We start from the raw sequence: 26,859 nt of genomic DNA on the forward strand, positions 1-26,859 counted from the left end.
TACAAAACATACAAGGTCTTTTTTATTACAATCCAGTTTTTTTCCCGTAATTTTGCAGCTTATTTTAAGTGTATGCAAGAGACAAAAATTACAATTCAAGAAACAACAAACGATACCATTTTAAAATTCAATAGCTCCACAATTTTAATAAACGGTGGTAGCTATGAATTTACAAATATTGATGAAGCAAAAAACTCACCTTTAGCACAAGAGCTATTCTATTTACCTTTTGTAAAAAAGATTTTTGTGACTGCTAATTTTATTGCTGTTCAACGTTTTGATATTGTTCAGTGGCTTGATGTTCAAGAAGAAGTAGCAGAGCAAATTGAAGCTTATTTAAATGATGGAAACGTAGTTGTGACAGAAACAACCTCCACAACAAAAAAAGTAGTGATAGAGGTGTATGCAGAAGTTACGCCGAACCCTTCGGTCATGAAATTTGGTTGTAGTAAAGCTTTAACACAAACCGATGTTGAGTTTAAAAATAGTGATGAAGCCAGCAAATCATCGCCTTTAGCGCAAGCAATTTTCTCCTTTCCTTTTGTAAAAGAGGTATTTATTTCTGATAATTATATTTCTGTTACAAAATATGATATTGTAGAATGGAATGAAGTTTATCCAGAATTAAAAACTTTTATCCGTGAATATTTAGTGGAAGGAAAAACCATTATTAAAGAATTACCTAGTGAAGAAACAGCAACCAAAACTAAAGTTGCAGCTCCTGTTGTTGCTTTAGAAGGGGTATCTGCACAAATTGTAACTATTTTAGATGAATATATAAAGCCTGCAGTGGCTGCTGATGGCGGCAATATCGCTTTTAAGTCTTATGACGAAGTAAACAAAATAGTTAGCGTTGTTTTACAAGGTGCTTGTAGTGGTTGCCCGTCTTCTACCGCTACTTTAAAAAACGGAATAGAAACTTTATTAAAAGATATGTTACCAGGTCAAATTAATGGAGTTGTTGCAATTAATGGGTAAAACTCACTTTGTACTAACTACTATTTCTCTGAAAGGAAAAAGCGTAAAAAGAGCTACAAGCTTAAATTTATAGTATAAAGGTATAAAAACTAACATTTGGCTTACTGCATAGCATATAAAGCCCAAAGCAAAATTAAAATGTCAGCAGAAAAAATAAATCCATATAAAGATTCAGATTTAGGAAAAAAAGAGCAAGTTGCTCAAATGTTCGATAATATCTCTAGTAATTACGATGGTTTAAACAGAGTAATTTCTTTAGGAATTGATATTAAGTGGCGTAAAAAAGTGATTGAGATTGTGGGTAAAAACAATCCGAAGCAAATTTTAGACATTGCCACAGGCACTGGAGATTTAGTCTTAATGATGGCAAAATTAAATCCTGATAGAATTGTGGGTTTAGATATTTCTGCGGGAATGCTCGAGGTTGGAAAACAAAAAATTGCCAAAGCAAATTTATCTGACAAAATAGAAATGATTGTTGGTGATTCTGAAGATATGCCTTTTGATGATGCTACTTTTGATGCCATTACCGTTTCTTTTGGCGTAAGAAATTTTGCTAATTTGGCAAAGGGAATTAAAGAAATTGCACGCGTTTTAAAGCCTACAGGAGTTTTGGTTATTTTAGAAACGTCTAACCCTGTCAAATTTCCTTTTAAACAAGGCTATAAATTATACACGAACCTATTTTTACCGGTTGTTGGCAAATTGTTTTCAAAAGATAAAGACGCCTATACGTATTTATCAGCATCTGCAAATTCTTTTCCTTTTGGAGAGGCTTTCAACAATATTTTACAAAAAAATGGGTTTACACATACAAAAGACACTCCTGTAACATTTGGCGTGGCTACAATTTATACTGCAAGCAAATAAAAATGAATAGAACAATTATTCTTTTTGGTTTTTTTCTAATGATTTCTGTTGTGGTTTTTGCACAAAGAGAGCGTGTAGAAAATTTACCAACTTTCGATAATAGAAAAATACATTACGGTTTTTATCTTGGGTTAAATCAAAATGATTTTAAACTAAATTATAAAAATAGTCCAATCTTTGATCCTTCTATTTCGGTAGAACCAAGTACTGGTTTTAATGTAGGTTTAATTGCAGAATTACGTTTTCATAAAAACTTAAGTTTGCGCTTCGAACCGGGCTTAGTAAGTAATACAAAAAGAATTATTTTCAAGCATTTAAGTTCTTCAAGCAATCCTCAAGATAGTATCAGAGAAATTGGCTCTACGTATTTACATGTTCCTTTGCTTTTTAAATTTAGTACAGATCGGTATAAAAATATTCGTCCGTATGTATTAGGGGGTATTTCTTACGATTATAATTTCTCTAGTAATGAAGCCAATCAAGACGATAATTCTGCGGGACAATTTAGAATGAAAACTCACAACTTTATGTATGAAGTAGGAATGGGAATTGATATTTATTTAAATTACTTCAAATTCTCGCCCTCTATTCGTGGTGTATTTGCCATTAATAATGAAATAAAATACGATGATGATCCGGACAGTAAATGGACGGCTCCCATCAATTTTATGGGAACTCGTGGTATTTTCTTGAATTTTGCCTTTGAGTAAAGTTCATTATACAGAAATTCACGGAGTTTTTCTGCTATATATTTTTTAGAGTTTATTTCAGCAATCTACTATATCAATAGTAGAAAAAATATATTTACAACTTTTTTTACTCAAACTAAAGCACTAAAAACTACCAACTACGCTTAAACTCACTTAATAGAATTGCCGTTGCCGTCGCAACATTTAAACTTTCTGTTTCTTGCGTTTCGCCAAACCTAGGAATTGAAATTTTATTTTTCACAATTGCTTTTACTCCATTAGAAATACCATTGGCTTCATTTCCTATGATTAAAATAGCTTCTTTTGGCAATTGCGTTTTATAAACATTTGTACCCTCCATATCCGCTATAAAAGTTGGCAATTCAGTTTCTTGCAAATATGCTTCTAGAGCTACATATTTTATAGAAACCCTCTTTAAAGACCCCATACTTGCCTGCACTACTTTCTGGTTATAACAATCTACAGTATCTTTTGAGCAAATTAATTGACGAACACCAAACCAGTCGCAAAGTCGTATAATTGTCCCAAGATTTCCTGGATCATTTACGGCATCTAAAGCAACTGTAAAACCACTTTTTTCTGGCAATCTTTCATCAGGAATCTTAAAAATACCCAAAACTTTATTGGGCGTTTTTAAATTACTTATTTTTTGTAGCTCTTTTTCTGAAACCCAAACAATACGATCCGAAGAAATGTTCGTTATAAAATCTTCAGTTGCAAATAAAGTATCGATTACAAAAGATGAATTTAACAACTCATCTACTACTTTTTTACCTTCAGCGATAAATAAATTGTGTTTTTGTCGATACTTTTTTTGAGATAAACTTGTTATAATTTTTAGTTGATTTTTTGAAATGCTCATTAATTGATTGTAAATAGAAATAAACCGTTGAAAAATACTATTTTTGATATTCTTTCGAGTGCTAAAATAATGAAAAAAATTCCGTTCTATTTTTTATTAGCTGTCTTTTTTGCGTCATGTAATGCTACCAAACATGTTGCAGAAGGAGAATTTATGCTAACAGAAAATAGTATTAACATAGATAGTGTAAAAACCAAAAGTTCTAACTTACAAAAATATATTTTACAGAAACGAAATCCGCGTTTTCTCGGGCTTCCTTTAAGTTTATATTTTCATAATTTAGGCAATCATGAAAAACCAGAAACACCAACAGAATGGGCAGAAGAAAACTCAAAATCTTATAATTTTGTAAAGAAAGTATTTTCTGAAAAACAAAGTATTGCTTACTCAAATTATTTTATCAACTTAAATAAATGGTTTTTAAAATATCCGCATCCAGAAATTGTAAGCAACAATAAAGTGAAACGAACTGCAGACAATTTATGGGCTTATTATAAAACCCAAGGGTTTTTTAGATCTTCTGTAAATTCTAAAATCAGCAAAGATTCTGCCGATAAAAAAGCAACAGTTACTTATTATATCAAAAAAGGAAAACCTACGCTTTTAGATACCATTCACATTAAAATAGAATCTCCGGTTTTAGACTCTATTTACAGAAACTCTGGTTTAGAAACGTTGTTAAAAACAAATGACCAATATAAAGATCAAGTATTTAGAAATGAAGCTAGCAAGGTTGTAAAGCTTTTTAGAAATAATGGCGTTTATCATTTTGCCGAAGCAGCCTTGGGTTTTTATGTAGACTCTACAAGAACCGATTATAAAACGAACGTAGATTTTATAATTGCTAAAAATAGGTTAATAGAAGAAAACGGACAATACAAAGAAAAACCTTATAAAATACACACTATAAAAGAGGTGAACGTAATTACCGATTATTCTTTTACAAGAAAAGACGAGTCTCCTACAAATTCTGTTTCTTACAACGGCATCAATTTTTTGTCTTATAATAAGTTAAAATATAGTCCTAAATATTTATCTCAATCTATTTTTTTAAAACCCGGTAAAATTTATAAAGACACTTTAAGAAATTTAACAAGAACTCATTTAAAATCTTTGCAAAATTTTAAATCTACCAACATAAAATTCACCGCTGATCCTGCCAGTGAAAATGAACTAAAAATGGATGTTTTTTTAGCCCCTTTAGAGAAATATACGTTGGGAACCGAAACAGAATTAACACACTCTAATGTTCGTAATCTTGGCGTTTCTGGTAAGTTTTCTATTACGGATAGAAATGCGTTTAAAGGTGCCGAATTATTAAAATTATCATTTTTAGGCTCTTGGTTTAATTCTAATACCGGCCCTGGTTGGGAAATTGGTGCAGATGCTTCTTTAGAAATACCAAGATTTTTAGCTCCTTTTGGTTTAAGCAAATTTGTACCCAAAGCAATGTCGCCAAGAACACTCTTTTCTTTAGGATCTAGTTTTCAAAAAAATATAGGTTTAGATCGGCAAACATTTACCATACTCACAGATTACAAATGGCAATATAATGACAAAAAAACCATTCAATTAGAAATTTTAAACACACAATATATTCAGAATCTTAATGTGAATAGCTTTTTTACCATTTATAATTCTGAATATGAAAGTTTAAATAGCGTTGCAAAAGTATTTTATAATGATGCTAATAGAGTTTTAAACCTCCCTGAAGAGGCCGTTTCTTTTATGAATACTTTGGTAGCTAACAATAGCTTTCAAAACACGAACCCCGAAGAATACAATATAAGTTTAAATATTTTAAATCGATACAATATTATAACATCAGACTTTTTAATCCCTACAATTGCCTATACTTTTACCTACAATAGTCAGCGCGATTTTAAGGATAATAACTTTTCTTTCTTTAAAATTAGAGTGGCTAACTCTGGCAATGTTCTAGGTTTATTATCAGATAAAGAAAACGCAAATAATAAAAAAACATTTTTAAATATTCCGCTAGCACAGTATTTTAAAACAGATATTGAATTCAAAAAGTTTTGGGATGTTGGTAATAACTCCGTATTTGGATTTAGAACATTTTTAGGCGCTATTATAACCTATGATAATTCAGACGTTCCGTTTACCAAAAGTTATTTTGCCGGTGGTTCTAATGATATTAGAGCTTGGCAAACTTATGAGTTAGGCCCAGGTAGCAGAAATTCTGGTTTAGAATTTAACGTAGGTAATTTTAAATTTTTAACAAGTGCAGAATATCGATTTGATGTGGTTAGCAAATTAAAAGGAGCTCTATTTATTGATGCCGGAAATATTTGGGATATTTCTGGATCTAGCTTTATAGAAGAAGAAGCTAAATTTACCAACCTTTCTTCGTTAAAAAACATTGCTGTAGGCTCTGGTTTTGGAGCAAGATTAGATTTTAATTTTTTAATTTTACGGTTCGATGTTGGTTTTAAAACCTATGAACCTTATTTAGATGGAAATAAATGGTTTAAAAATTACAGTTTTAACGACGCCGTTTATAATGTGGGGATTAACTATCCTTTTTAATAAAAACAGCACGTAAACTCTATAACGTTTTCGTTACTTTATTCGCATTCAGCCACCATAACCTACTATTTTTTATTACTTTTGACAAGTAAATATCTAAAATAAACATAAAATGGGTCATAATATAAAACCTGGTGTTGCCACAGGAAAAGAAGTTCAAGAAATTTTTAAACTAGCCAAAGAAAAAGGGTTTGCCTTACCAGCAGTGAATGTTATTGGTTCTAATACTATAAACGGTGTTTTAGAAACTGCTAAAGAATTAAACGCTCCGGTAATTATTCAGTTTTCAAATGGAGGCGCTCAATTTAATGCAGGAAAAGGTTTATCAAACGAAAATGAAAAAGCAGCTATTGCAGGTGGTATTGCGGGTGCAAAACATATTCATGAATTAGCATTGGCATACGGAGTGCCTGTTATTTTACATACAGACCATTGTGCAAAAAAATTATTACCTTGGATCGACGGCTTGTTAGATGCTTCAGAAAAACATTTTGCTGAAACAGGCAAGCCTTTATATAGCTCTCACATGATTGATTTATCTGAAGAGCCTTTAGAAGAAAATATTGCAATTTGCAAAACCTATTTAGCTCGTATGAGCAAAATGGGCATGACTTTAGAAATTGAATTAGGGATTACAGGTGGTGAAGAAGATGGCGTTGATAATTCTGATGTAGATGTATCTAAATTATACACCCAACCAGAAGAAGTTGCTTATGCTTATGAAGAATTGCTAAAAGTTTCTCCGCAATTTACAATTGCTGCAGCTTTTGGTAACGTTCATGGAGTTTACAAACCAGGTAATGTAAAATTAACACCAAAAATCTTAAAAAACTCTCAAGAGTTTATTACAAAGAAATATGGTGTTGAAGAAAACCATATCGATTTTGTATTTCATGGTGGTTCTGGTTCTACTTTAGAAGAAATTAGAGAATCTATTGGGTATGGAGTTATCAAAATGAATATTGATACAGATATGCAGTATGCTTTCACAGAAGGAATTCGTGATTATATGCAAGAAAAAGCTGCATATGTAGGTACCCAAATTGGGAATCCTGATGGAGCAGATCAGCCAAATAAAAAACATTACGATCCAAGAAAGTGGTTACGTTTAGGTGAAGAAACTTTTAAAGCACGTTTAAAACAAGCTTTTGCAGACTTAAATAATGTTGATACTTTATAAAAATTAACACAATTATTATATAAAAGCATTTTGATTAATTTCAAGATGCTTTTTTTTATTGCTATCTCGAATTGAAATCTACAAATTAAGACCGACACGAAACATGGCTATTCTTGATAAAACAAAAGCATTTCTAACAGAAAACTAAAAAGTAACAACCCAAGACTTCATTTAGTTTTGGGCTGTTATTCTATTTATAATTTACCTAAATTATACCTGAAACCAACATAAGGTATAATATAAGTTGAGCCAACAAGATATTCTGAAATTGTAGAAGAATACATACCAATCATTAAACTAGTTTTATTTTTTTTATAACCTAAAGCAAAATTTCCTGGTTCATATGCAGCATCCATAGAATTTAATCTGCTAAACATTAGATTTCCATTATTGTCAAAAATAGATCGTTTTGAGACAAACTCTGTACCCCTATTTAAAAAAGAAACACCAATTCTAGCAAATATTTCTGAATTTTTAAAAATTTTGAAAATGATAATCCAAATAAACGTGATAATCAAAAATTAAATCATTGTTTGCAGAACGAACACCAAAATTATCTGTAATCTCATCTAATGGCTCTGTAATTAAATCATATCTAACAGATTGAGAAAAACCTATCGCTAAATTTTTATTTATAAAAAAATCAAAAGAATAAGAAAAAGCCATACCAGAACTTTGAACATCACCATTTGATGCCATAGAAAATCTTGAGTTATAAACTGCATTTTTAGACCGAAATGGTACGGGTCTTAATTCAGTACCCAAAGAAAAAAATAATTTTCCTTTTCTTTGATCTATGTCGTAAGAGTTTTGAGAGAAAGTAGCGGTTGCTAAAATGCAAAAAATAATTAAAATGAGATTTTTCATGTTTTTTTTTTAATTTAATTATTGCCTTGGCATTTATTTTAAGTAGGTCATTTATTTGCAAGATTTTTATATTTCATAATTCCGCAAGCGGGGGTTTTTATTCTGTTTTTAAAATACTAATTTTTTAAAAACAGAATAGCAATTTAAATATAAGGTGAAAGATATTCTGGTAAGCAATTGTTACCAGCAATAATCCTATCTACTTATTTTTAAATTTAAAATAGTTTTACTAAAGTTTGGTTGTAATTTATAGTAATCAAAGCAATTTTTCAAAATATACTAAAAAAAAGTGTAATTTTTTTGCGCAATTTTTTTAGAAGTTTTAAGCTATTCTAGACAGCTAACTTTTAACACCTTTTTACAATACTAAAGCTAAAACAAAAAACGATTCATGCAAGATTTTTTTATATTGGTTTTTACAAAAAAAAAATCTTTATTTGGTGATAATTTTAAATAGCGCCCGCTAATCGTTATGCGCTCTCTTTAGATAAGATTAGTTTATTGTTGCCTACATTGTCTGAGATGGCAAAATGTAAATTTTTGCTAACATCTTTGGGTTTGGAAATAATACTCGTGTGGGATAAAAAGTTTTAAATGCCCTTTAACTTAGCCTGCTAATGTTCTTTTTAGGACCAATAATGATATTGAAAGCGCAAGTAGTAGTAAAAATAGGAGATTCTTTTTCAAAAATTAAATTGTAATGTGTGTAATTCGTTTTTTTACGGCACATATTAAAACCTTTAGATTCCTAATAATCTCATTTAACCATATAATTTCCTAATACATCATTTCTTATTCGTCCACTTATTATTGAAAAATTACAGTAACCAATGCTATGCAACTTCTTTTTAATTTCAATGAATCAAAAAATAATTCAATTTAATTTACACGACCCTATACAATTAAATTTGCATTCGCATTTGCTAGAAACTAGCATTAAATGATAAAAAAGATTATTTGAAGAAAAAACAATAGTAACCAAAAATATTTTACATTTGTAACTTACTTTTATGATCAAAAAGATGATAAAAAACGCATAATAAATAAAATAAACTAACTATGTCTTGGTTTAAAAGAACAGATAAAGGAATACAAACTGCTACAGAAGATAAAAAAGACACACCCAAAGGTCTTTGGTATAAAACTCCTAGCGGTAAAATTATAGATACTGAAGAACTAAAGAAGAACTTATATGTAAGTCCAGAAGACGGCTACCATGTAAGAATTGGTAGTAAAGAGTATTTTGAGTTATTTTTTGATGACAATAAATTTGAAGAATTAAATGAGACTTTAACCTCTAAAGATCCTTTAAAATTTGAAGACACAAAAAAATATCCAGAACGGTTAAAAGCTGCTCAAGAGAAAACCAAATTAAAAGACGCTGTGAGAACTGCAGTAGGAAAATCTTTAGGAAAAGACATCGTTATTGCCGCAATGGATTTTGCATTTATTGGTGGTTCTATGGGTTCTGTGGTAGGTGAAAAAATTGCACGAGCAATTAATTACTCCATCGAACATAAAATTCCTTTTTTAATGGTTTCTAAATCTGGAGGCGCAAGAATGATGGAAGCGTCACTTTCTTTGATGCAATTGGTAAAGACCTCTGCAAAATTAGCACAATTAGCAGAAGCTAAAATTCCTTACGTTTCTTTATGTACAGATCCAACAACAGGTGGTACAACGGCTTCTTATGCTATGCTGGGCGATATTAATATTGCAGAACCCAACGCATTAATAGCCTTTGCAGGTCCAAGAGTTGTAAAAGATACTACAGGAAAAGAATTGCCAGAAGGTTTCCAAAAGTCTGAATTTGTATTAGAGCATGGTTTTTTAGATGCTATTTACGAAAGAAAAGACTTAAAAAAACAAGTAAATTTATATATTGATTTAATTCAGAATTTACCCGTTAGAAAAGAAATAAAAAGCTAATAACCATTACTTTTTAGACTTCTTAAAGACCAACAAAAGAACTGATTTTGTTGATTTTATTTTTAAAATTAATAGTACCTTTGTAACTTCAATGAATACATCATTGATCTACATAAAAATCATTTAAATAATATTGGCATGTACTTGACTAAAGAATTAAAAGAGCAACTTTTTGAGAAGCACGGTAAAGGAAAAAACGACACCGGTTCTTCAGAAGGACAAATTGCTTTATTTACGCACAGAATTAACCATTTAACAGGACACTTAAAAAATAATCGTAAAGATTATAATACAGAGCGTTCTCTTGTAATGATGGTAGGTAAACGTAGAAGTATTTTAGATTATCTAAAGAAAACTGAAATCAACAGATACCGTGCAATTATCAAAGAATTAGGAATTAGAAAATAATTCTTGTAAAAAAGAGGTGCTATAAACGTGCCTCTTTTTTTATGCAAAAAAAATAAGGGTTTTTAGGCTGAAGCCTAAAGCTATTAAAAATGAATACTTTCTGTTTAACAAACAGATTTAAAATATAAAAAATCAGAGTTACCAACAATAATTCTGTATTTCCATTGCAACAACAAACAACAGCATAACAACAAATAGTAATTAAAAATTAGAATTAAATTTTATGATTCCAAAAGTATTTAGAGAGGTTATAGACCTTGGAGATGGAAGAGAAATTTCTATCGAAACCGGAAAATTAGCAAAACAAGCTCATGGTAGTGTTGTTGTGCAATCAGGAAAATGTATGATGTTGTGTACAGTTGTTTCCAATTATGAACAAAAAGATCTTGGCTTTTTACCATTAACGGTAGATTACAGAGAAAAATTTGCAGCTGCAGGTCGTTATCCAGGTGGTTTCTTTAAAAGAGAAGCAAGACCAAGTGATGGCGAAGTATTAACAATGCGTTTAGTAGACCGTGTTTTACGTCCGTTATTCCCAAAAGATTATACCGCAGAAACGCAAGTAATGATTCAGTTAATGTCTCATGATGAAGACGTAATGCCAGATGCAATGGCTGGTTTAGCAGCATCGGCAGCGATTCAATTATCAGACTTCCCGTTTGAATGTGCCATCTCTGAAGCAAGAGTTGGTCGTATTAACGGTGAATTTATCATCAACCCAACAAGAGCACAATTAGCAGAATCTGACATCGATATGATGATTGGAGCTTCTGCAGATTCTGTAATGATGGTAGAAGGTGAAATGGATGAGATTTCTGAAGAAGAAATGGCAGACGCTATTAAGTTTGCACACGAAGCTATTAAGATTCAATGTGCTGCTCAATTAAGATTAGCAGAAGCATTTGGTAAAAAACCGGTTCGTGAATACGAAGGCGCAAGAGAAGATAAAGAGTTAGAGAAAAAGGTTCATGATATGGCATACGATAAAGTATATGCTATTGCAGAAGCTGGATCTGCTAAACATGAAAGAAGCGCTGCATTTAAAGAAATAAAAGAAGCTATTAAAGCTACCTTTTCTGAAGAAGAATTAGCAGATTATGGTGGTTTGGTTTCTGATTATTATCGCAAAGCAGAAAAAGCTGCGATTAGAGATTTAACCTTAAATGTAGGTCTACGTTTAGATGGTCGTAAAACGGATGAAATTAGACCAATTTGGTCTGAAGTAGATTATTTACCATCAGTGCATGGCTCTGCAATTTTTACTCGTGGAGAAACGCAAGCTTTAGCTACCGTTACTCTAGGAACATCAAGAGATGCAAACAAAATAGATATGCCGTCTTATGAAGGTGAAGAGAATTTCTATTTACATTACAACTTCCCTCCTTTTTGTACAGGTGAAGCAAGACCAATTCGTGGAACCTCTCGTAGAGAAGTTGGACATGGTAATTTAGCGCAACGTGGATTAAAAGGAATGATTCCTGCTGATTGTCCTTATACAGTGAGAGTAGTTTCTGAAGTTTTAGAATCTAACGGTTCTTCTTCTATGGCAACTGTTTGTGCGGGTACAATGGCATTAATGGATGCAGGTGTACAAATGATAAGACCTGTTTCTGGTATTGCAATGGGCTTAATTTCTGATGCTGCATCTGGAAAATATGCTGTATTATCTGATATTTTAGGTGATGAAGATCACTTAGGAGATATGGATTTTAAAGTAACAGGTACTTCTGAAGGAATTACTGCTTGTCAGATGGATATTAAAGTAAAAGGATTAGGATACGAAATTTTAGTGAATGCACTAAAACAAGCTCGTGAAGGTCGTTTACATATTTTAGGGAAAATAACTGAAACCATTTCTTCTGCAAACATAGAAGTTAAGGAACATGCTCCTAAAATGATTAACAAACGTATTCCTAATGATATGATTGGTGCATTTATTGGACCAGGAGGTAAACATATTCAAGAATTACAGAAAGAAACAGGAACTACCATTGTAATTACTGAAGACGCTGTAACAGAAGAAGGAATTATCGAAATTTTAGGAACAGATCCTGCAGGAATAGAAAAAGTAATTGCGCGTATCGAATCGATGTTATTCAAACCAACAGTTGGTAGTGCTTACGAAGTAAAAGTAATTAAAATGTTAGATTTTGGTGCCGTTGTAGAATATGCAGAAGCTCCAGGAAACGAAGTTTTATTGCACGTAAGTGAACTAGCTTGGGAACGTACAGAAAACGTTACAGATGTTGTGAATATGGGTGATGTTTTTGATGTGAAGTACTTTGGCTTAGACCCAAGAACTCGTAAAGAAAAAGTTTCTCGTAAAGCATTGTTACCAAAACCAGAAGGGTATGTAGCAAGACCACCAAGAGATGATAAGCGCTCTGGAAGCCGTGATTCTAGAAGTAGAGATACTCGTGGCCGTGATGACAGACGTGATGATAGAAAACCTAGAGAGCCAATAGCACCTAGAGATTCTAATGAACCAAAAAAAGAAGAGTAAATTCTTTTAAATAGATATTGAAAATCGCCAATTAATTTTGGCGATTTTTTTATGCTTTTTTGTTTCTTTGTATTCGCAATTTCTACCTCATCTTTTTTAAATAAAAATATTGAAAAACCAACACATAACATACTTATCATTAGGAACAAATCAAGGAGATAAGCTTGACAACCTTCAAAATGCAATTGATTTAATTGCTGATAAAGTTGGTTCGATTCAAAAAATATCTTCGGTTTATAAAACTGCTTCTTGGGGTTTTGAGAGTGCTGATTTCTTTAATATTTGTTTAAAAACAACAACACAGCATCTACCAGAAAAACTGATGCAAATTCTTTTAGAAATAGAAAAAGAATTGGGTAGAAAAAGAAAAGAAACATCTGCCTATATTGATAGAAATATTGATATCGATATGCTCTTGTTTGATCAAGAAATTATATTTTCAGAAACTTTAATTGTACCGCATTCAAAAATGTTAGAACGTAAGTTTGTTTTGGTTCCTTTAGCTGAAATTGCTCCGAATATAACGCATCCAATAGAAAAAAGAGAACTTGCCGTTTGTTTACTGAATTGTACAGATTCTTCTGAAATTTCTTTGGTAAATCAACTACTAAAAAGACCAATTCCGATTACAGAGAAATACAATTATATTGCCATTGAAGGAAACATTGGCGCAGGAAAAACATCGCTAGCCAATATGGTTTCTGATGAATTTAATGCGAAACTCATTTTAGAACGCTTTGCAGAAAATCCGTTTTTACCGAAGTTTTATGAAGACAAAGAACGCTTTGCATTTCCTTTAGAGATGAGTTTTTTAGCAGATCGCTATCAACAATTGTCAGATGATTTAGCCCAATTAGACCTTTTTAAAAACTTTATAGTATCTGATTATTATATCTTTAAATCTTTAATTTTCGCGCAAATTACACTTCAAAAAGAAGAATATCTTCTGTATAGAAAATTGTTTGATATGATGTATAAGGAAATTACAAAACCTGACTTGTACGTCTATTTATATCAAAATACAGAACGTCTTTTAGAAAATATAAAAAAACGCGGAAGAGACTATGAACAAAATATTGAAGCTGGGTATTTACAAAAAATTCATGATGGTTATAAAAGTTTTATAAACACCCAACAAGACTTAAATATTTTGGTGATTGATGTTTCTGAAATTGATTTTGTAGACAATGAAACCGATTACAGATCGATTGTTAATCAAATTAGAAAAGTCTAAAAATTTTATTTTAGATCTAACTTCTCTGCAAAATAAGCACAAAAGTCTTTCATTGTAGCGCCCATTTTAGCGTCATCTGTGGCCTTTTCAAAAGAATCTGCCATAGATACTAATGTTTGATGATAAAATTGTTTCATTTCATCAACAGGCATGTCTTTTGTCCATAAGTCCATCCGCAAGGTATCTTTCTTTTTATGATCCCAAACAGAAATCATTACTGCTTTAGATGGGTCATTATCAATACCCCCGTCTATTGCTGTCCAAGAAATTTCTTCGGGAACTTTATTTTCGTCTAAACCAATTTTAAATCTTATTTCTGAATTATGTTTAACTGCCATTACCTTTTTGGTTTGTATTTAGATTTGTTGAAGACTTCTTCTTCACTCATTTTTAATAATTCTTGCAAAGATACGTCATTATGTTTCATGTACGATTTTACAATTTGCCAGCCCATCCAAACGCCAATTTTACCTGGAGATAAATTATCTTGCTCCATATAAAATTTAGAAAAAGGCGCACTTTCTAAAAAACGACTGTTCAACGCTGTATCGGTGCTAAACAATAGTTTTCTGTCTATAAAGTAGGTCCATATTTCCAGTTCATTTGCTTCTGCCCAATTGAGTTTTTCTTGAGTAAAGCCCGTTTTTTCTTTATCCGGAATTGCTGGTATATACACATCTAATGCATACATTTTTTTTCCTTCGAGAATCATTTTATCAATAAAACTTCTATTGCTCTTGTAAGGATACACTTGTTGATCAATCATGGCGTTTGCCACGTCTACCACAATATGCTCTTTTGTGTTATTTTCTTTTATATACTTCGGGTAATCGCCATAAAAAGAATTTTCTTTTCCTAGATAAACATCTAAAGAAATCAGTAATAAACTATCTGCATAGATTACTCGATTGTTGAAGTCTATATTTGTTAACATCGTAACAATGGTAGGCTCCTTAAAATCAGAATTATAATATTTTACATGTTTAAAAAGAGATGAAATTTGTTTTACTGTGGATGAAAAGTCTTTAAACACTTTCTGTGTTGCTGCATATAACGCTTGTTCTTGTTGGTCGTTTATTTTTGATAATGAGATACTATCTGTAAACTCTTTAGGAAATAAATATGGATACTTTTCTTTAACTTTTGGGAGTGTTTCTTTTGTGGCAGTATAAAAATCTACGTCATATCTTTTTACTTTAAAATCGACGTCAATTTTAGAAACGTCAATTTTAGAATTATTTTTATGAGAACATGAAAAAAACAGGCTCAAAACTATCAAAAACGCAAATAAAAATCTCATTATATTCGTATATTAGTAGTTCAATTTAAAGAACGATAAAAGTACTAAAATAGTTTATCAATGAACAGCGAAAAAGTAGCAGAATACATCATCAACTGGTTAAAAGAATATGCGGTAAATGCAAATAGTAAAGGATTTGTTATTGGTGTTTCTGGCGGAATAGATTCGGCATTAACCTCTGCGTTGTGCGCAAAAACAGGCTTGCCTTTACTATGTTTAGAAATGCCTATTCATCAGGCTAAAAAGCAAGTATCAAGAGCAGAAAACCACATTAAATGGTTACAAACAAATTTTAGTAAGGTAACCAAAACCGAAGTAAATTTAACACCAGTTTTTGATAGCTTAATTGCTGCAGTCCCAGCAGTAGAAAACGAAGAAAGTCGTTTTATGTCTTTAGCAAATACAAGAGCTCGTTTACGAATGACCACTTTATATTATTTTGCTGCATTGCATGGGTATTTAGTTGCCGGAACTGGTAATAAAGTAGAAGATTTTGGTGTTGGCTTTTACACAAAATATGGCGATGGAGGTGTCGATTTGAGTCCGATTGCCGATTTAATGAAATCAGAGGTTTTTGAACTTGCAAAATATTTAGGTATACATCAAGAGATTCTTGAAGCTGCACCTACAGATGGTTTATGGGGAGATGACAGAACTGATGAAGATCAAATAGGCGCTTCTTATGATGAATTAGAATGGGCAATGGGCATGCAAGAACAGGGTAAAACTGCTAAAGATTTTATTGATAGACAAAAAGAAGTTTTTATTCTTTACGAGAAATTAAATCGAATGAATCAACATAAAATGATGCCAATTCCTGTTTGTGAAATACCTAAAAACGTACGATAATTCGCTGCGATTATTAGTTTTTCATTTTGGGGCCTTCTCCATTTTATAACCTAAAAAAAAATCAACTTTTAGAATTTTTGATACTGTTGATTTTTTTTTAAATTATAGTCATTAGTGTGAATACTAATCTTCACACCAGATAAAAAAATCATGTAATAAATAAAATATAGAGGTTTATCTTAATTTATTGTAGATGAATTTAAAGAAGATTAGCTGCTACCATTATTCTTTTTATCTTCATATAAGCTCTTCTTTGGGAGCCTTTTGAAATTTCAAGTGGTAAAAAAATAAACAACTGGATAATTTTTAAGATTTGCAATAGTCTTTTCATAATATTTAAGCATTTTACCTATTGTAAATCTACAAAAAATAAAGAAATCTCACAAAAAAAGACAAACGGGAAAAACCCCTTTTTTCTATGTTGTAAAAATGTTTAAGAGATTGTATAGATGATTAAACAGAACTTAAGTAACTGAAATTTAAATATATAAAAAAAATAAAATTTATAAGTAACTTTATACTTTATGCTTCTTACCGCTACTTTCTACAATTTTTCACGAGACCAAACAGTATATTACAAGTTTTAACATCGCAATCTGCAAGCAGAAATCCTTGTTTTTTTTAGCGCTTAAAAATATCAAAACAACGTATTATGTATCAATCATTTTACTTTTCATGATTTAAAATCAAAAAAAAAGGTACAATTGATGCATTTATACGACTCGATTTAGCTTCTCGAAAAGACGTGTTTTAAGACTTGTATAATTTTTAATAGTTTCTAAATCAATCTCGACAGAAGCATCATCCATCGCCTCTTTCATAAGTTCGTCTATTTTTTTTCCGATCAAAATTCTACGTAAATTAAAAACAGCATCATTTACTACCTTTGTTAAAACCTCTAAAGCAGATTTCACTTCAATACTTTTGCTTTCCCAATTGCTTAATTGGTATTTTTCTTCATCCATTAAAATAGAAGTAACAGTATCGGCAATATTCGGGTTATGATTGTTTATTAACTTTTCGATTTCGAGCTTTTGAAACTGATTTAATTGAATAATAATATCATTATATATTTCTTGAAAAATAGTGTTTGAAAACTCAATTTCATCGTCTTGTAAATGCAAATAAATTTCTGTAGAAACTTTATTTTGGTACTTTCTTTTCGTTATTATTTCTTTTCCCTCTTCATCTACGTTCGTAATTTCTTCTATAAAACCAACCTCTTCGTTACCATATAAAAGTAAAATTCTAATAATTTCTTGCTCTAAAATAGTAAGTTGATCAATTTTTTGAGACGATATAGAACCACCTTTTACAAGACCCATTGCTGCTTGCTCTTGATCTTGAAAGTATTCTGGTGGTGGTTCGTTAGGATCTACATTTGAGTTATAACTTGTATTTGAACTCGTTTTACTCTTTTGAAAAGATTCTTTTTTTAATATTTGTGCCAACTCACTAAACAATACGCGCTCTGAAATATCCATGATTCTAGAACATTCTTGTACGTAAACTTCTCTTTGAATGCCATCAGGAATTTTAGAAATACTGGTAACAATATCTCTAATAACCGTGGCTTTTTTTATAGGATCGTTATTAGAGTCTTTTAGTAAAAGTGAGACTTTAAAGTTGATGAAGTCTTGTGAAGAAGTCTCTAAGTACTCTTTCAATTCGGCATCAGAATGCGCCTTCGCAAAACTATCAGGATCTTCGCCATCAGGAAACTGAACTACCTTTACGTTCATTCCTTGCTCTAGAATTAAATCGATTCCGCGAATAGAAGCTCTAATCCCTGCAGCATCTCCATCAAAAAGTACTGTAATATTTTTTGTTAATCTATTTACCAATCTAATTTGATCAGATGATAAGGCAGTACCAGAAGAAGCCACAACATTTTCTATACCCGATTGATAAAAAGAAATAACATCTGTATAGCCTTCTACCAAATAACAATTATCTTGTTTTGCAATTTCTTTCTTGGCTTGATAAATTCCGTATAAAATTTTACTTTTATGATAAATATCGCTTTCTGGCGAGTTTAAGTATTTTGCTGCCTTTTTATCTGCTGTTAAAATTCGACCACCAAAGCCTAAAATCCTTCCAGACATAGAATGAATAGGAAACATAACTCTCCCTTTAAAGCGATCAAACTGCCTATTTTCTTTTACTATAGACAATCCTGTAGAAGCTAAATATTTTAAATCATAGCCTTTAGCTAACGCTGCTTTTGTAAAATTATCCCATTCATCATAACAGTATCCTAAATCGAATTTTGTAATAATCTCATCCTTAAAACCTCTTTCTTTAAAGTAACTTAGCCCAATTGCTTTTCCTTTATTGGTATTTAGCATTAAATCATGAAAATAATCTTTGGCAAATGTAGAAACCAAGAACATACTTTCTCGCTCGTTCATCTGTGCTTTTTCTTCATTGCTTTGCTCGGTCTCTTCAATTTCGATATTGTACTTTTTCGCCAACCATTTTAAGGCTTCTGGATACGTAAAATGCTCGTGCTCCATTAGAAACGAAACAGAGTTCCCGCCTTTTCCTGTAGAAAAATCTTTCCAAATTTGTTTTACAGGAGATACCATAAAAGATGGTGATTTTTCATCAGTAAACGGACTTAGTCCTTTAAAGTTACTTCCTGCTTTTTTTAGTTGCACAAATTCACCAATAACCTCTTCTACTCTTGCAGATTCAAAAACTCGATCTATACTACTTCTAGAAATCATTTAATAATTGATTAGAGAGTGAAACAAATATAAGAATTACAATTTTTGTTTTTAAAAAAATTGTAATTAAAAAAACCTCAAAGGTTTTAGAAGCCTTTGAGGTTTGTATAATTATAAAATAAAATTATATGTACTTCCTTTTTTAGCTTGCGATACGCGTTAAGGATTGAGCAATTGTTTGAGCTCTTTTTTGTGTTTTACAAAAAAAGCGAGTGCGAAAGCCTGACCTTTAGGGAACGCCCAAATAAGACTAAGAAGCCGCTTTTAACTTCTTTAAAGTAGTATTCGTTAGTTTTGCTTCTGCATATTCTTTAGTTACATGCAGTTCTTTTTCGTCAGAACTTGGTAAATCGAACATTGCATCTGTAAAGATAGCTTCACATAAAGAACGCAAACCTCTTGCTCCTAACTTATATTCAACTGCTTTCCCTACAATATAGTTTAAAGCATCTTCTTCGATCGTAAAATCAACATCATCCATTTTAAATAACTTCGCATATTGCTTAATTATTGAATTTTTTGGCTCTGTTAAAATAGCCCGTAAAGTTTCAGCATCTAAAGGATTCATATAACTTAAAACTGGTAAACGCCCAATAATTTCAGGAATCAGTCCAAAAGATTTTAAATCTAAAGGTGTAATGTATTGTAGTAAGTTTTCTTCATCAATTTTATCATCTTCTAGAGATGCGCCAAAACCAACAGCTTGTCTGTTTAAACGTTTGCTAATAATTCTGTCTATCCCTGAAAAAGCACCACCTGCAATAAATAAAATATCTTTGGTATTTACCTCTGTAAACTTTTGCTCTGGATGTTTTCTTCCGCCTTTTGGCGCAACATTTACAACCGTACCCTCTAATAATTTTAATAAGGCTTGTTGCACACCTTCGCCAGAAACATCTCTTGTAATTGACGGATTATCACCTTTTCTGGCAATTTTATCTATTTCATCAATAAAAACGATTCCTTTTTCTGCTTTTGCAACATCGTAATCAGCTACTTGTAATAATCTACTTAAAATGCTTTCTACATCTTCACCTACATAACCTGCTTGTGTTAATACCGTAGCATCTACAATAGAAAAAGGAACATTTAACATTCTTGCAATTGTTTTTGCAACCAATGTTTTTCCTGTACCTGTTTCACCCACTAAAATAATATTAGACTTTTCTATTTCTACATCGTCATCCTCATTTTCTTGCAACAGACGCTTATAATGGTTATAAACAGCAACTGCCATTGCACGTTTTGTTTCAGTTTGACCAATGATATATTCATCTAAAAAGTCCTTAATTTCTCTAGGCTTTTTTAGCATTAAGTCTTTTGACAAACCACTAGATTTAGATTCAGAAACTTCTTCTTCTACAATTCCGTGTGCTTGTTCTATACATTTGTCACAAATATGGGCATCCATACCTGCAATTAACAAATCTGTTTCTACTTTTTTTCGTCCACAAAATGAACACTCTAAATTTTCTTCTTTCGACATTTTCTATTTTGCTTTTTGCCTTTAGCTTTTGGCATTTCGCTATTAGCAAACCGCCAAAAGCTACTAGCTAACTGCTTTTTTATTTTCTCGCTAAAACTTCATCAATCATTCCGTAGGTTTTTGCCTCATCTGCCCTCATCCAATAATCTCTATCAGAATCTGTTTTAATTTTATCGTAAGTCTGACCTGAATGATTAGAAATAATTGTGTACAATTCATCTCTCAATTTGATTGTTTCTTTAATGGTAATTTCCATATCAGAAACTTGACCTTGCGTTCCGCTCATTGGTTGGTGAATCATAATTCTAGAGTGAGGTAACGCAGAACGTTTTCCTTTAGCACCTGCACACATTAAAACTGCGCCCATAGAAGCCGCCATTCCTGTACAAATTGTAGCTACATCTGGTTTTATAAACTGCATTGTATCATAAATACCTAAACCAGCGTAAACGCCTCCTCCTGGAGAGTTGATATAAATTGAAATATCTTTATTAGAATCTAAACTTTCTAAAAATAACAATTGTGCTTGTATAATGTTTGCTACTTGGTCGTTAACTCCTGTTCCTAAAAAGATAATTCTATCCATCATTAAACGCGAAAAAACATCCATTTGAGTGATGTTCATTTGACGTTCTTCCATGATATATGGCGTTAAACTACTTGTAATTTGATTAAAGTAAGTGCTACTAATGCCTTGGTCTTTTGTTGCGAATTTTTTGAACTCTTTGCCGTAATCCATGTATTGTTTCTTTTATGATATTATGAATTGCAAAGGTATGAACAATTCTCTTAATATTTTGTTAGAGTTTAAACTAGAAAACCTGAATCTTACAATTCAGGTTTTCTATAATTTTTGTCTTTGTGAAGTACAACTAGATGCAGTCGTCTCTTTTCTAGAGCCAACGTACTTCGTTACTGAAACAAGTTCAGCATTAATACTTGCAATGATAATTATTGTGCATACGCTTCTTTAACAAAATCTTCGTAAGAAACCTCTTCTGTTTTAAAAGTGATCTGCTCTTTAAAGAACGTAATTAGTTTTTGACTAATTAACTGTCCTTGTAATTTTTGAGCTTCCTCTTGATTCTGTAAAATTCTACCCGCAATATCATCCAACTCTTTTTCTTCTGGATTCATGTTACCAAACTGTGCCATTTGCTGACGAATAAATCCTTTTGCATAATCCACCAATTCTTTATAATCTAATTTGATGTCATTATCTTTCATCATTTTACCTTCGATTAATTGATAACGCAATCCTTTTTCAGATTTTTCGAATTCAGCTTCAGCCTCTTCGGTTGTTAATTCTTTTTCACCCGCAGTTTTTAGCCATTTTTTTAAGAATTCTGCAGGTAAATCAAACTTTGTATTCTCTATTAAATATGCCTGTACAGAAGTTAATAACTGTTGATCTGATTGTTGTTGAAATTGCTTTTCTGCATCTTCCTTAATTTTTTCTCTTAATTCGGCTTCGGTAGTAACGCTTCCATCAGAAAATAATTTATCGAACAATTCTTGATCTAACGCCGCTGGCTCTGTTGTTGTAATATCTTCTACTGTAAAAGTAATGGTGATATCTAAATCATGAATTTCTTCATGAGCAACTTCTAAAATTTCTTGTAATTTATGATCGTTTTTAAACAATTTCTTTGTTCCTAACTCAAGCACATCACCTATTTTAGATCCAATAACGCTATTTTGGTTATCTTTTCCTTCTAAATCTTGAACTAAAAAAGTAGCTTTTTTATTGATTTCCTTTTCTTCGTTTACAAAAGTTCCTGTAATATTAGCCTCTTCAGTTGCTTCTTCTACCGGACTAACTTTTCCGTAACGAGTCTGAATATTCTTTACTTCTTCGTTCATTAAAGTATCAGTAGCAACAATATTGTACTGTTTAATTTTGTTTTTTTCTGATAAATCAACCTCAAATACCGGCGCTAAACCTAATTCGAATTCAAAAGTAAAGCTATCTGAATTCCAGTTAAAGTTCTCATTAACTCTAGGAATAGGATTTCCTAAAATCTCTAACTTTTCTGCTGTTATAAATTTATTTAAAGAATTTTGTAAAAGCTTGTTAACCTCCTCCATCATGATAGATTTGCCATACTGCTTTTTAATCATCCCCATTGGCACATGCCCTTTTCTAAAACCAGGAACATCTGCTTTTTTACGATAATCTGTTAACTTTTCTGTTACGGTTGCTTGGTAATCATCTGCAACAATATCCACTCTTACAACTGCGTTTAACGCATCTACATTTTCTCTTGTAATATTCATTTCTTATTGTATCTAGTTCTTAAAAAATCGACTGCAAAAATAATCAAATTAATTTAGCTTACAAAAGTTTAAATTGTTCAATTTCAGGTTTTTCGAATCCCTTTTAATTTTATTAAGAGAATTAAAAACTAAAACAATAAAGCTGAATTCATTATAAATAAAAAAAATACTTAATTTTGCGTAACTTTTCTTCCTTAACAAGAAAAGTACAAACAACCAAATAAACATGCAATACAAAAGAATTCTTTTAAAATTAAGTGGAGAAGCCTTAATGGGCAATAGACAATATGGTATAGACCCAAAACGTCTTGCTGAATACGCAAAAGAAATTAAACAAGTAGTAGAAAGAGGTATTGAAGTTGCTATTGTTATTGGTGGTGGAAATATTTTTAGAGGTGTTGCTGGCGCTGCAAATGGCATGGATCGTGTGCAAGGTGATCACATGGGGATGTTAGCGACCGTTATAAATGGTTTGGCTTTACAAAGTGCACTAGAAGATGAAGATGTAAATACGCGTTTACAAACTGCTTTAGAAATTAAAGAAGTTGCAGAACCGTATATTAAAAGAAAGGCAATTAGGCATTTAGAGAAAGGACGTGTAGTAATCTTTGGTGCAGGAACCGGAAATCCTTATTTCACAACAGATACAGCAGCGGTTTTAAGGGCTATTGAAATAGATGCAGATTGTATTTTAAAAGGAACAAGAGTTGATGGAATTTACAACGCAGATCCTGAAAAAAATAAAGATGCTGTTAAATTTGAAACGATTACCTTTAAACAAGTAATTCAAAAAGGTTTAAAAGTGATGGATATGACCGCATTTACCTTAAGTGAAGAAAATAAACTGCCAATCATCGTATTCGATATGAATACAAACGGAAATTTATTAAGATTGGTTTCTGGAGAAAAAATTGGAACCATAGTAGACATTAATTAAGCAAAATCTTTAAATAATAAAAGATGAACGAAGAAATTGAATTTATTTTAGATACTGCCAAAGAAGCAATGCAAAATGCCATTGAGCATTTAGAAAAAGAATTGCGTTCTATTAGGGCAGGTAAAGCAACACCTGCTATGTTAGGCACTGTTATGGTAGATTATTATGGTTCGCAAACCCCACTTGGGCAAGTTGCAAACGTAAACACACCAGACCCAAGAACATTAAGCGTGCAGCCTTGGGAAAAAAATATGTTACAGCCCATAGAAAAAGCAATTCAAATAGCAAACCTTGGCTTAAACCCAATGAATAACGGTGATATTATAATGATAAACGTACCCCCGTTAACCGAAGAAAGAAGAATAGGTTTGGCAAAACAAGCAAAAGCAGAGGCAGAACATGCAAAAGTTGGTATTAGAAATGCGCGTAAAGACGCTAATAACGACATCAAAAAAACAGATGTTTCTGATGACATGAAGAAAATTGTAGAAGACGATATTCAAAAGTTAACAGATACTTATGTTAAAAAAATAGATGAAACCTTATCTGTAAAAGAAAAGGAAATCATGACTGTATAAAACTATTATTTAAGTGTTTAACAAAGAGTGTTGCAAAACACTCTTTGTTTGTTTATACACCTCTACAATTTAACTACCTTTACATAAAATTTTTAAATGAATTTCTGGACAAAAGTTGCGGGTATTATTTTAAGAAACCGTTACTTGGTTTTATTAGGTATTGCCATCATTACAGGTTTGTTAGCATCACAAATGAAGTATATGAAGTTTTCATATACAGAAGCAAACTTATTACCAGAAAACCATGAAGCCAATTTAGAATACAATAAGTTTTTAGAAATTTTTGGTGAAGAAGGCAATCTTGTTATTCTTGGTATTAAAGATTCTACTGTTTTTACACCTAAAAAATTTAATGCTTGGAACAATTTAGTAAATCAATTTGATGATTTAGAAGAAATAGATTTTACACTTTCTATTGCAGATGTTCAAAAATTAAAGGCCGATAGAAAAAAAAGAAAATTTGTTTTAGAACCACTTTATAAAACAAACCCTAAAACAACAGCTGAAGTTTTAGCCATTAAGAAAGAGCTTTTCGAAAAACTTCCTTTTTATGATAATTTGCTATTTAATAAAGAAACAGGCACCCTACAAACTGCTATTTACATAAAAAAAGATATTGTAAACACACCAAAACGTAGAGATTTCATATTTAATACGTTAATTCCTATCATAGAAAAGTTTGAAAAGGATAATAATGTTGATGTTCGTATTTCTGGAATGCCATACATTAGAACTTTAAACGCACAAAACATTCAAGGTGAAATACTGCTGTTTGTTTTAGGCGCACTTTTAATAACAGCCGTTATCTTCTTTTTCTTTTTCCGATCTTATAGAGCAACCTTTATAACCCTACTTGTGGTTACCATAGGTGTTACCTGGGCTTTTGGTTTTATAGGATGGTTTAGATTTGAAATTACTGTTTTATCAGCATTAATTCCGCCATTAATTATTGTAATTGGGGTACCCAACGCCGTTTTTCTGATAAACAAATATCAACAAGAAATTAAAAAACACGGTAATCAAGCAAAATCTTTACAACGTGTAATTGCTAAAGTTGGGAATGCAACTTTAATGACCAATATTACGACTGCCTCTGGTTTTGCCACTTTTGTATTTGTTAAGAGTGATTTATTACGCGAATTCGGAATTTTAGCTTCTGTAAACATCATTAGTATTTTTATTTTAGCTTTATTGATTATTCCAATTATCTATAGTTTTATGCCACTTCCTAAAAAGAAGCATCTAAATCACCTTGAAAGGCAATGGATAGAAAATGTAGTAGATTGGATGGAAAGAATGGTAAGAAATCAACGAATTACCATTTATTTTACAACCGTTATTGTCATTGTATTAAGCATTATTGGCGTTTATAAAATTAAAGTTTCTGGCAGTTTAATAGAAGATATGCCTAAAAGCACCAGCTTTTATAAAGATATTAAGTTCTTTGAAAGAGAATTTGGTGGTATTATGCCATTAGAAATTTTAATTGATACTAAAAAGGAAAAAGGCGTTATGAAATTATCGACCTTAAAAAAGATGGATAAAATTAATGAAGCCATTGAATCCTTCCTTGAGCTATCAAAACCAATCTCTGTTGTAAATTTAGTAAAATACTCAAAACAAGCTTATTATTTGGGTAACCCTAAATACTATCAGCTACCAACAACACAAGAGCAGAGTTATATTTTTGCCTATACAAAAAACACAAATAATGATGCAGGCTTGCTAAAAAACTTTGTAGATTCTACGGGGCGTTATGCAAGAATAACTACCTTTATGAAAGATATTGGCACCGATAAGATGGATGTTATTCAAGAACGATTAAGAGCCGTTGTTGATAAAGAATTTCCTTCGGATACCTATGAAGTTTCTATTACAGGTAAGGCACTCGTTTTTATTAAAGGAACTAATTACTTAATTACCAATTTGGTATTTTCTTTATCATTGGCTATTGTTTTAATTGCACTTTTTATGGCTTGGATGTTTAGATCACCACAAATGATTGTCATTTCGTTGCTGCCAAATATTCTTCCGCTACTTATTACAGCAGGATTGATGGGCTTTTTCGGCATCCCTATAAAACCTTCTACAATTTTAGTGTTTAGTATTGCCTTTGGTATTTCTGTAGATGATACCATTCACTTTTTAGCAAAATACAGACAAGAATTAATTGCGCATGATTGGCGCATAAAACCCTCTGTGTACGCCGCTTTAAGAGAAACAGGGGTAAGTATGTTTTATACTTCTATTGTGTTATTTTTTGGCTTTTTAGTATTTTGTCTCTCAAGTTTTGGTGGCACGATAGCACTTGGTGGCTTGGTTTCTATAACGTTACTATTAGCAATGGTTTCTAACTTATTATTGCTCCCCTCTTTATTGCTAACTTTCGAAAAGAAAATTGCCAATAAAAAAATGTTTAAAGAACCTAAAATTAAAATTTTACCAACAGAAGAAGAAAAAACAGAACTATAAAAAAACCTTTACTAAAATAATTTAGTAAAGGTTTATTATTATTGAAAATTGGGGAATTCAAGATTTATTAAATCTAGAGTAAAACTACTCAAAACAAATTATTTTTCATAGCAATTTTTTAAAGCTTTGTCCTTTTCAAT

The 26,859-nt window shown here is 31.4% G+C and carries 22 protein-coding genes; 13 read left to right on the forward strand and 9 right to left on the reverse strand.

Translation table 11 applies throughout. The annotated features are described in order from the left end of the window. The first annotated feature begins 72 nt into the window (after positions 1-72). The 3 genes from ES044_RS01390 to ES044_RS01400 all read left to right on the forward strand — a co-directional run bounded on the left by ES044_RS01390 (position 73) and on the right by ES044_RS01400 (position 2,558). Positions 73-978 carry a NifU family protein gene (locus tag ES044_RS01390; RefSeq protein WP_147117535.1) on the forward strand — a complete coding sequence of 302 codons (906 nt, stop codon included), beginning with the start codon at positions 73-75 and terminating at the stop codon, positions 976-978. 138 nt (positions 979-1,116) lie between these two features. Then, positions 1,117-1,848, forward strand: a complete 732-nt coding sequence (gene ubiE / locus ES044_RS01395; RefSeq protein ID WP_147117536.1) for a bifunctional demethylmenaquinone methyltransferase/2-methoxy-6-polyprenyl-1,4-benzoquinol methylase UbiE — start codon at positions 1,117-1,119, stop codon at positions 1,846-1,848. A 2-nt stretch (positions 1,849-1,850) separates the two neighbouring features. Further along, positions 1,851-2,558: a porin family protein gene (locus tag ES044_RS01400; protein ID WP_147117537.1), complete on the forward strand. Its 708-nt coding sequence runs from the start codon at positions 1,851-1,853 to the stop codon at positions 2,556-2,558. Positions 2,559-2,688: 130 nt separating this feature from the next. Here the strand turns inward: ES044_RS01400 and ES044_RS01405 are convergent, their stop codons facing one another. Then, positions 2,689-3,420, reverse strand: coding sequence for a TrmH family RNA methyltransferase (locus tag ES044_RS01405; RefSeq protein WP_147186849.1), 732 nt, complete (start codon positions 3,418-3,420; stop codon positions 2,689-2,691). A 69-nt stretch (positions 3,421-3,489) separates the two neighbouring features. Here ES044_RS01405 and ES044_RS01410 point away from each other — a divergent pair, with 69 nt between their 5' ends. Continuing rightward, positions 3,490-5,970: a BamA/TamA family outer membrane protein gene (locus tag ES044_RS01410; protein ID WP_147117539.1), complete on the forward strand. Its 2,481-nt coding sequence runs from the start codon at positions 3,490-3,492 to the stop codon at positions 5,968-5,970. Between the two features lie 112 nt (positions 5,971-6,082). Then, complete coding sequence (gene fbaA, locus ES044_RS01415; protein WP_147117540.1) at positions 6,083-7,150, forward strand: class II fructose-bisphosphate aldolase; 1,068 nt, start codon at positions 6,083-6,085, stop codon at positions 7,148-7,150. 194 nt (positions 7,151-7,344) lie between these two features. Here the strand turns inward: fbaA and ES044_RS01420 are convergent, their stop codons facing one another. Together ES044_RS01420 and ES044_RS01425 are read right to left on the reverse strand one after the other, a co-directional pair. Then, positions 7,345-7,527: a hypothetical protein gene (locus ES044_RS01420; RefSeq protein WP_147117541.1), complete on the reverse strand. Its 183-nt coding sequence runs from the start codon at positions 7,525-7,527 to the stop codon at positions 7,345-7,347. 97 nt (positions 7,528-7,624) lie between these two features. Then, positions 7,625-8,017, reverse strand: coding sequence for a hypothetical protein (locus ES044_RS01425; RefSeq protein WP_147117542.1), 393 nt, complete (start codon positions 8,015-8,017; stop codon positions 7,625-7,627). A gap of 1,059 nt (positions 8,018-9,076) precedes the next feature. Here ES044_RS01425 and accD point away from each other — a divergent pair. From accD to folK, 4 genes are all read left to right on the forward strand, one after another. Further along, the gene (gene accD / locus ES044_RS01430) at positions 9,077-9,946 is read left to right on the forward strand and encodes an acetyl-CoA carboxylase, carboxyltransferase subunit beta (protein WP_147117543.1); all 870 of its coding nucleotides are present in this window, start codon (positions 9,077-9,079) and stop codon (positions 9,944-9,946) included. A gap of 138 nt (positions 9,947-10,084) precedes the next feature. Then, the gene (gene rpsO, locus ES044_RS01435; RefSeq protein WP_147117544.1) at positions 10,085-10,354 is read left to right on the forward strand and encodes a 30S ribosomal protein S15; all 270 of its coding nucleotides are present in this window, start codon (positions 10,085-10,087) and stop codon (positions 10,352-10,354) included. 223 nt (positions 10,355-10,577) lie between these two features. Then, on the forward strand, positions 10,578-12,857 hold the full coding sequence (locus ES044_RS01440; protein WP_147117545.1) for a polyribonucleotide nucleotidyltransferase: 2,280 nt from the start codon (positions 10,578-10,580) through the stop codon (positions 12,855-12,857). A gap of 109 nt (positions 12,858-12,966) precedes the next feature. Next, on the forward strand, positions 12,967-14,091 hold the full coding sequence (gene folK, locus ES044_RS01445; protein ID WP_147117546.1) for a 2-amino-4-hydroxy-6-hydroxymethyldihydropteridine diphosphokinase: 1,125 nt from the start codon (positions 12,967-12,969) through the stop codon (positions 14,089-14,091). 5 nt (positions 14,092-14,096) lie between these two features. Here the strand turns inward: folK and gldC are convergent, their stop codons facing one another. Beyond that, a complete protein-coding gene (gldC, locus tag ES044_RS01450; RefSeq protein WP_147117547.1) occupies positions 14,097-14,429 on the reverse strand; it encodes a gliding motility protein GldC in 333 nt (110 codons plus the stop codon). Beyond that, positions 14,429-15,391, reverse strand: a complete 963-nt coding sequence (gene gldB / locus ES044_RS01455) for a gliding motility lipoprotein GldB (RefSeq protein WP_147117548.1) — start codon at positions 15,389-15,391, stop codon at positions 14,429-14,431. Before gldB ends, gldC begins: the two co-directional genes overlap by 1 nt. A 60-nt stretch (positions 15,392-15,451) precedes the next feature. On the opposite strand from gldB, the gene nadE reads away from it, so the two are divergent. Beyond that, positions 15,452-16,240 (forward strand): NAD(+) synthase, encoded by a 789-nt coding sequence (gene nadE / locus ES044_RS01460; protein ID WP_147117549.1) that lies wholly within the window; start codon positions 15,452-15,454, stop codon positions 16,238-16,240. Positions 16,241-16,953: 713 nt separating this feature from the next. Here the strand turns inward: nadE and dnaG are convergent. The 4 genes from dnaG to tig all read right to left on the reverse strand — a co-directional run bounded on the left by dnaG (position 16,954) and on the right by tig (position 22,732). Continuing rightward, positions 16,954-18,969 (reverse strand): DNA primase, encoded by a 2,016-nt coding sequence (gene dnaG, locus ES044_RS01465; protein ID WP_147117550.1) that lies wholly within the window; start codon positions 18,967-18,969, stop codon positions 16,954-16,956. Between the two features lie 250 nt (positions 18,970-19,219). Further along, positions 19,220-20,455 carry an ATP-dependent Clp protease ATP-binding subunit ClpX gene (clpX, locus tag ES044_RS01470; RefSeq protein WP_147117551.1) on the reverse strand — a complete coding sequence of 412 codons (1,236 nt, stop codon included), beginning with the start codon at positions 20,453-20,455 and terminating at the stop codon, positions 19,220-19,222. A gap of 79 nt (positions 20,456-20,534) precedes the next feature. Continuing rightward, positions 20,535-21,194: an ATP-dependent Clp endopeptidase proteolytic subunit ClpP gene (gene clpP, locus ES044_RS01475; protein ID WP_147117552.1), complete on the reverse strand. Its 660-nt coding sequence runs from the start codon at positions 21,192-21,194 to the stop codon at positions 20,535-20,537. 212 nt (positions 21,195-21,406) lie between these two features. Further along, positions 21,407-22,732 (reverse strand): trigger factor, encoded by a 1,326-nt coding sequence (gene tig / locus ES044_RS01480; RefSeq protein ID WP_147117553.1) that lies wholly within the window; start codon positions 22,730-22,732, stop codon positions 21,407-21,409. 226 nt (positions 22,733-22,958) lie between these two features. Between tig and pyrH the strand changes: the two genes are divergently transcribed. The 3 genes from pyrH to ES044_RS01495 all read left to right on the forward strand — a co-directional run bounded on the left by pyrH (position 22,959) and on the right by ES044_RS01495 (position 26,719). Next, positions 22,959-23,669: a UMP kinase gene (gene pyrH / locus ES044_RS01485; protein WP_147117554.1), complete on the forward strand. Its 711-nt coding sequence runs from the start codon at positions 22,959-22,961 to the stop codon at positions 23,667-23,669. Positions 23,670-23,692: 23 nt separating this feature from the next. Further along, on the forward strand, positions 23,693-24,247 hold the full coding sequence (gene frr / locus ES044_RS01490; protein ID WP_147117555.1) for a ribosome recycling factor: 555 nt from the start codon (positions 23,693-23,695) through the stop codon (positions 24,245-24,247). A 96-nt stretch (positions 24,248-24,343) separates the two neighbouring features. Beyond that, positions 24,344-26,719 (forward strand): efflux RND transporter permease subunit, encoded by a 2,376-nt coding sequence (locus tag ES044_RS01495; protein ID WP_147117556.1) that lies wholly within the window; start codon positions 24,344-24,346, stop codon positions 26,717-26,719. Positions 26,720-26,859 lie beyond the last annotated feature (140 nt).

The organism is Polaribacter sp. IC066, assembly GCF_007997085.1.
Classification (GTDB): Bacteria; Bacteroidota; Bacteroidia; order Flavobacteriales; family Flavobacteriaceae; genus Polaribacter.

What these genes read in the sequence shown, in the direction of transcription:
- pyrH (WP_147117554.1), top strand. Translation starts at nt 22,959, where the DNA reads ATGCAATACAAAAGAATTCTTTTAAAATTAAGTGGAGAAGCCTTAATG.
- clpP (WP_147117552.1), bottom strand. Translation starts at nt 21,194, where the DNA reads ATGGATTACGGCAAAGAGTTCAAAAAATTCGCAACAAAAGACCAAGGC.
- dnaG (WP_147117550.1), bottom strand. Translation starts at nt 18,969, where the DNA reads ATGATTTCTAGAAGTAGTATAGATCGAGTTTTTGAATCTGCAAGAGTA.
- tig (WP_147117553.1), bottom strand. Translation starts at nt 22,732, where the DNA reads ATGAATATTACAAGAGAAAATGTAGATGCGTTAAACGCAGTTGTAAGA.
- frr (WP_147117555.1), top strand. Translation starts at nt 23,693, where the DNA reads ATGAACGAAGAAATTGAATTTATTTTAGATACTGCCAAAGAAGCAATG.
- ES044_RS01390 (WP_147117535.1), top strand. Translation starts at nt 73, where the DNA reads ATGCAAGAGACAAAAATTACAATTCAAGAAACAACAAACGATACCATT.
- gldC (WP_147117547.1), bottom strand. Translation starts at nt 14,429, where the DNA reads ATGGCAGTTAAACATAATTCAGAAATAAGATTTAAAATTGGTTTAGAC.
- ubiE (WP_147117536.1), top strand. Translation starts at nt 1,117, where the DNA reads ATGTCAGCAGAAAAAATAAATCCATATAAAGATTCAGATTTAGGAAAA.
- accD (WP_147117543.1), top strand. Translation starts at nt 9,077, where the DNA reads ATGTCTTGGTTTAAAAGAACAGATAAAGGAATACAAACTGCTACAGAA.
- ES044_RS01400 (WP_147117537.1), top strand. Translation starts at nt 1,851, where the DNA reads ATGAATAGAACAATTATTCTTTTTGGTTTTTTTCTAATGATTTCTGTT.
- ES044_RS01425 (WP_147117542.1), bottom strand. Translation starts at nt 8,017, where the DNA reads ATGAAAAATCTCATTTTAATTATTTTTTGCATTTTAGCAACCGCTACT.
- ES044_RS01420 (WP_147117541.1), bottom strand. Translation starts at nt 7,527, where the DNA reads ATGTTTAGCAGATTAAATTCTATGGATGCTGCATATGAACCAGGAAAT.
- nadE (WP_147117549.1), top strand. Translation starts at nt 15,452, where the DNA reads ATGAACAGCGAAAAAGTAGCAGAATACATCATCAACTGGTTAAAAGAA.
- rpsO (WP_147117544.1), top strand. Translation starts at nt 10,085, where the DNA reads ATGTACTTGACTAAAGAATTAAAAGAGCAACTTTTTGAGAAGCACGGT.
- fbaA (WP_147117540.1), top strand. Translation starts at nt 6,083, where the DNA reads ATGGGTCATAATATAAAACCTGGTGTTGCCACAGGAAAAGAAGTTCAA.
- ES044_RS01495 (WP_147117556.1), top strand. Translation starts at nt 24,344, where the DNA reads ATGAATTTCTGGACAAAAGTTGCGGGTATTATTTTAAGAAACCGTTAC.
- ES044_RS01440 (WP_147117545.1), top strand. Translation starts at nt 10,578, where the DNA reads ATGATTCCAAAAGTATTTAGAGAGGTTATAGACCTTGGAGATGGAAGA.
- clpX (WP_147117551.1), bottom strand. Translation starts at nt 20,455, where the DNA reads ATGTCGAAAGAAGAAAATTTAGAGTGTTCATTTTGTGGACGAAAAAAA.
- gldB (WP_147117548.1), bottom strand. Translation starts at nt 15,391, where the DNA reads ATGAGATTTTTATTTGCGTTTTTGATAGTTTTGAGCCTGTTTTTTTCA.
- ES044_RS01405 (WP_147186849.1), bottom strand. Translation starts at nt 3,420, where the DNA reads ATGAGCATTTCAAAAAATCAACTAAAAATTATAACAAGTTTATCTCAA.
- ES044_RS01410 (WP_147117539.1), top strand. Translation starts at nt 3,490, where the DNA reads ATGAAAAAAATTCCGTTCTATTTTTTATTAGCTGTCTTTTTTGCGTCA.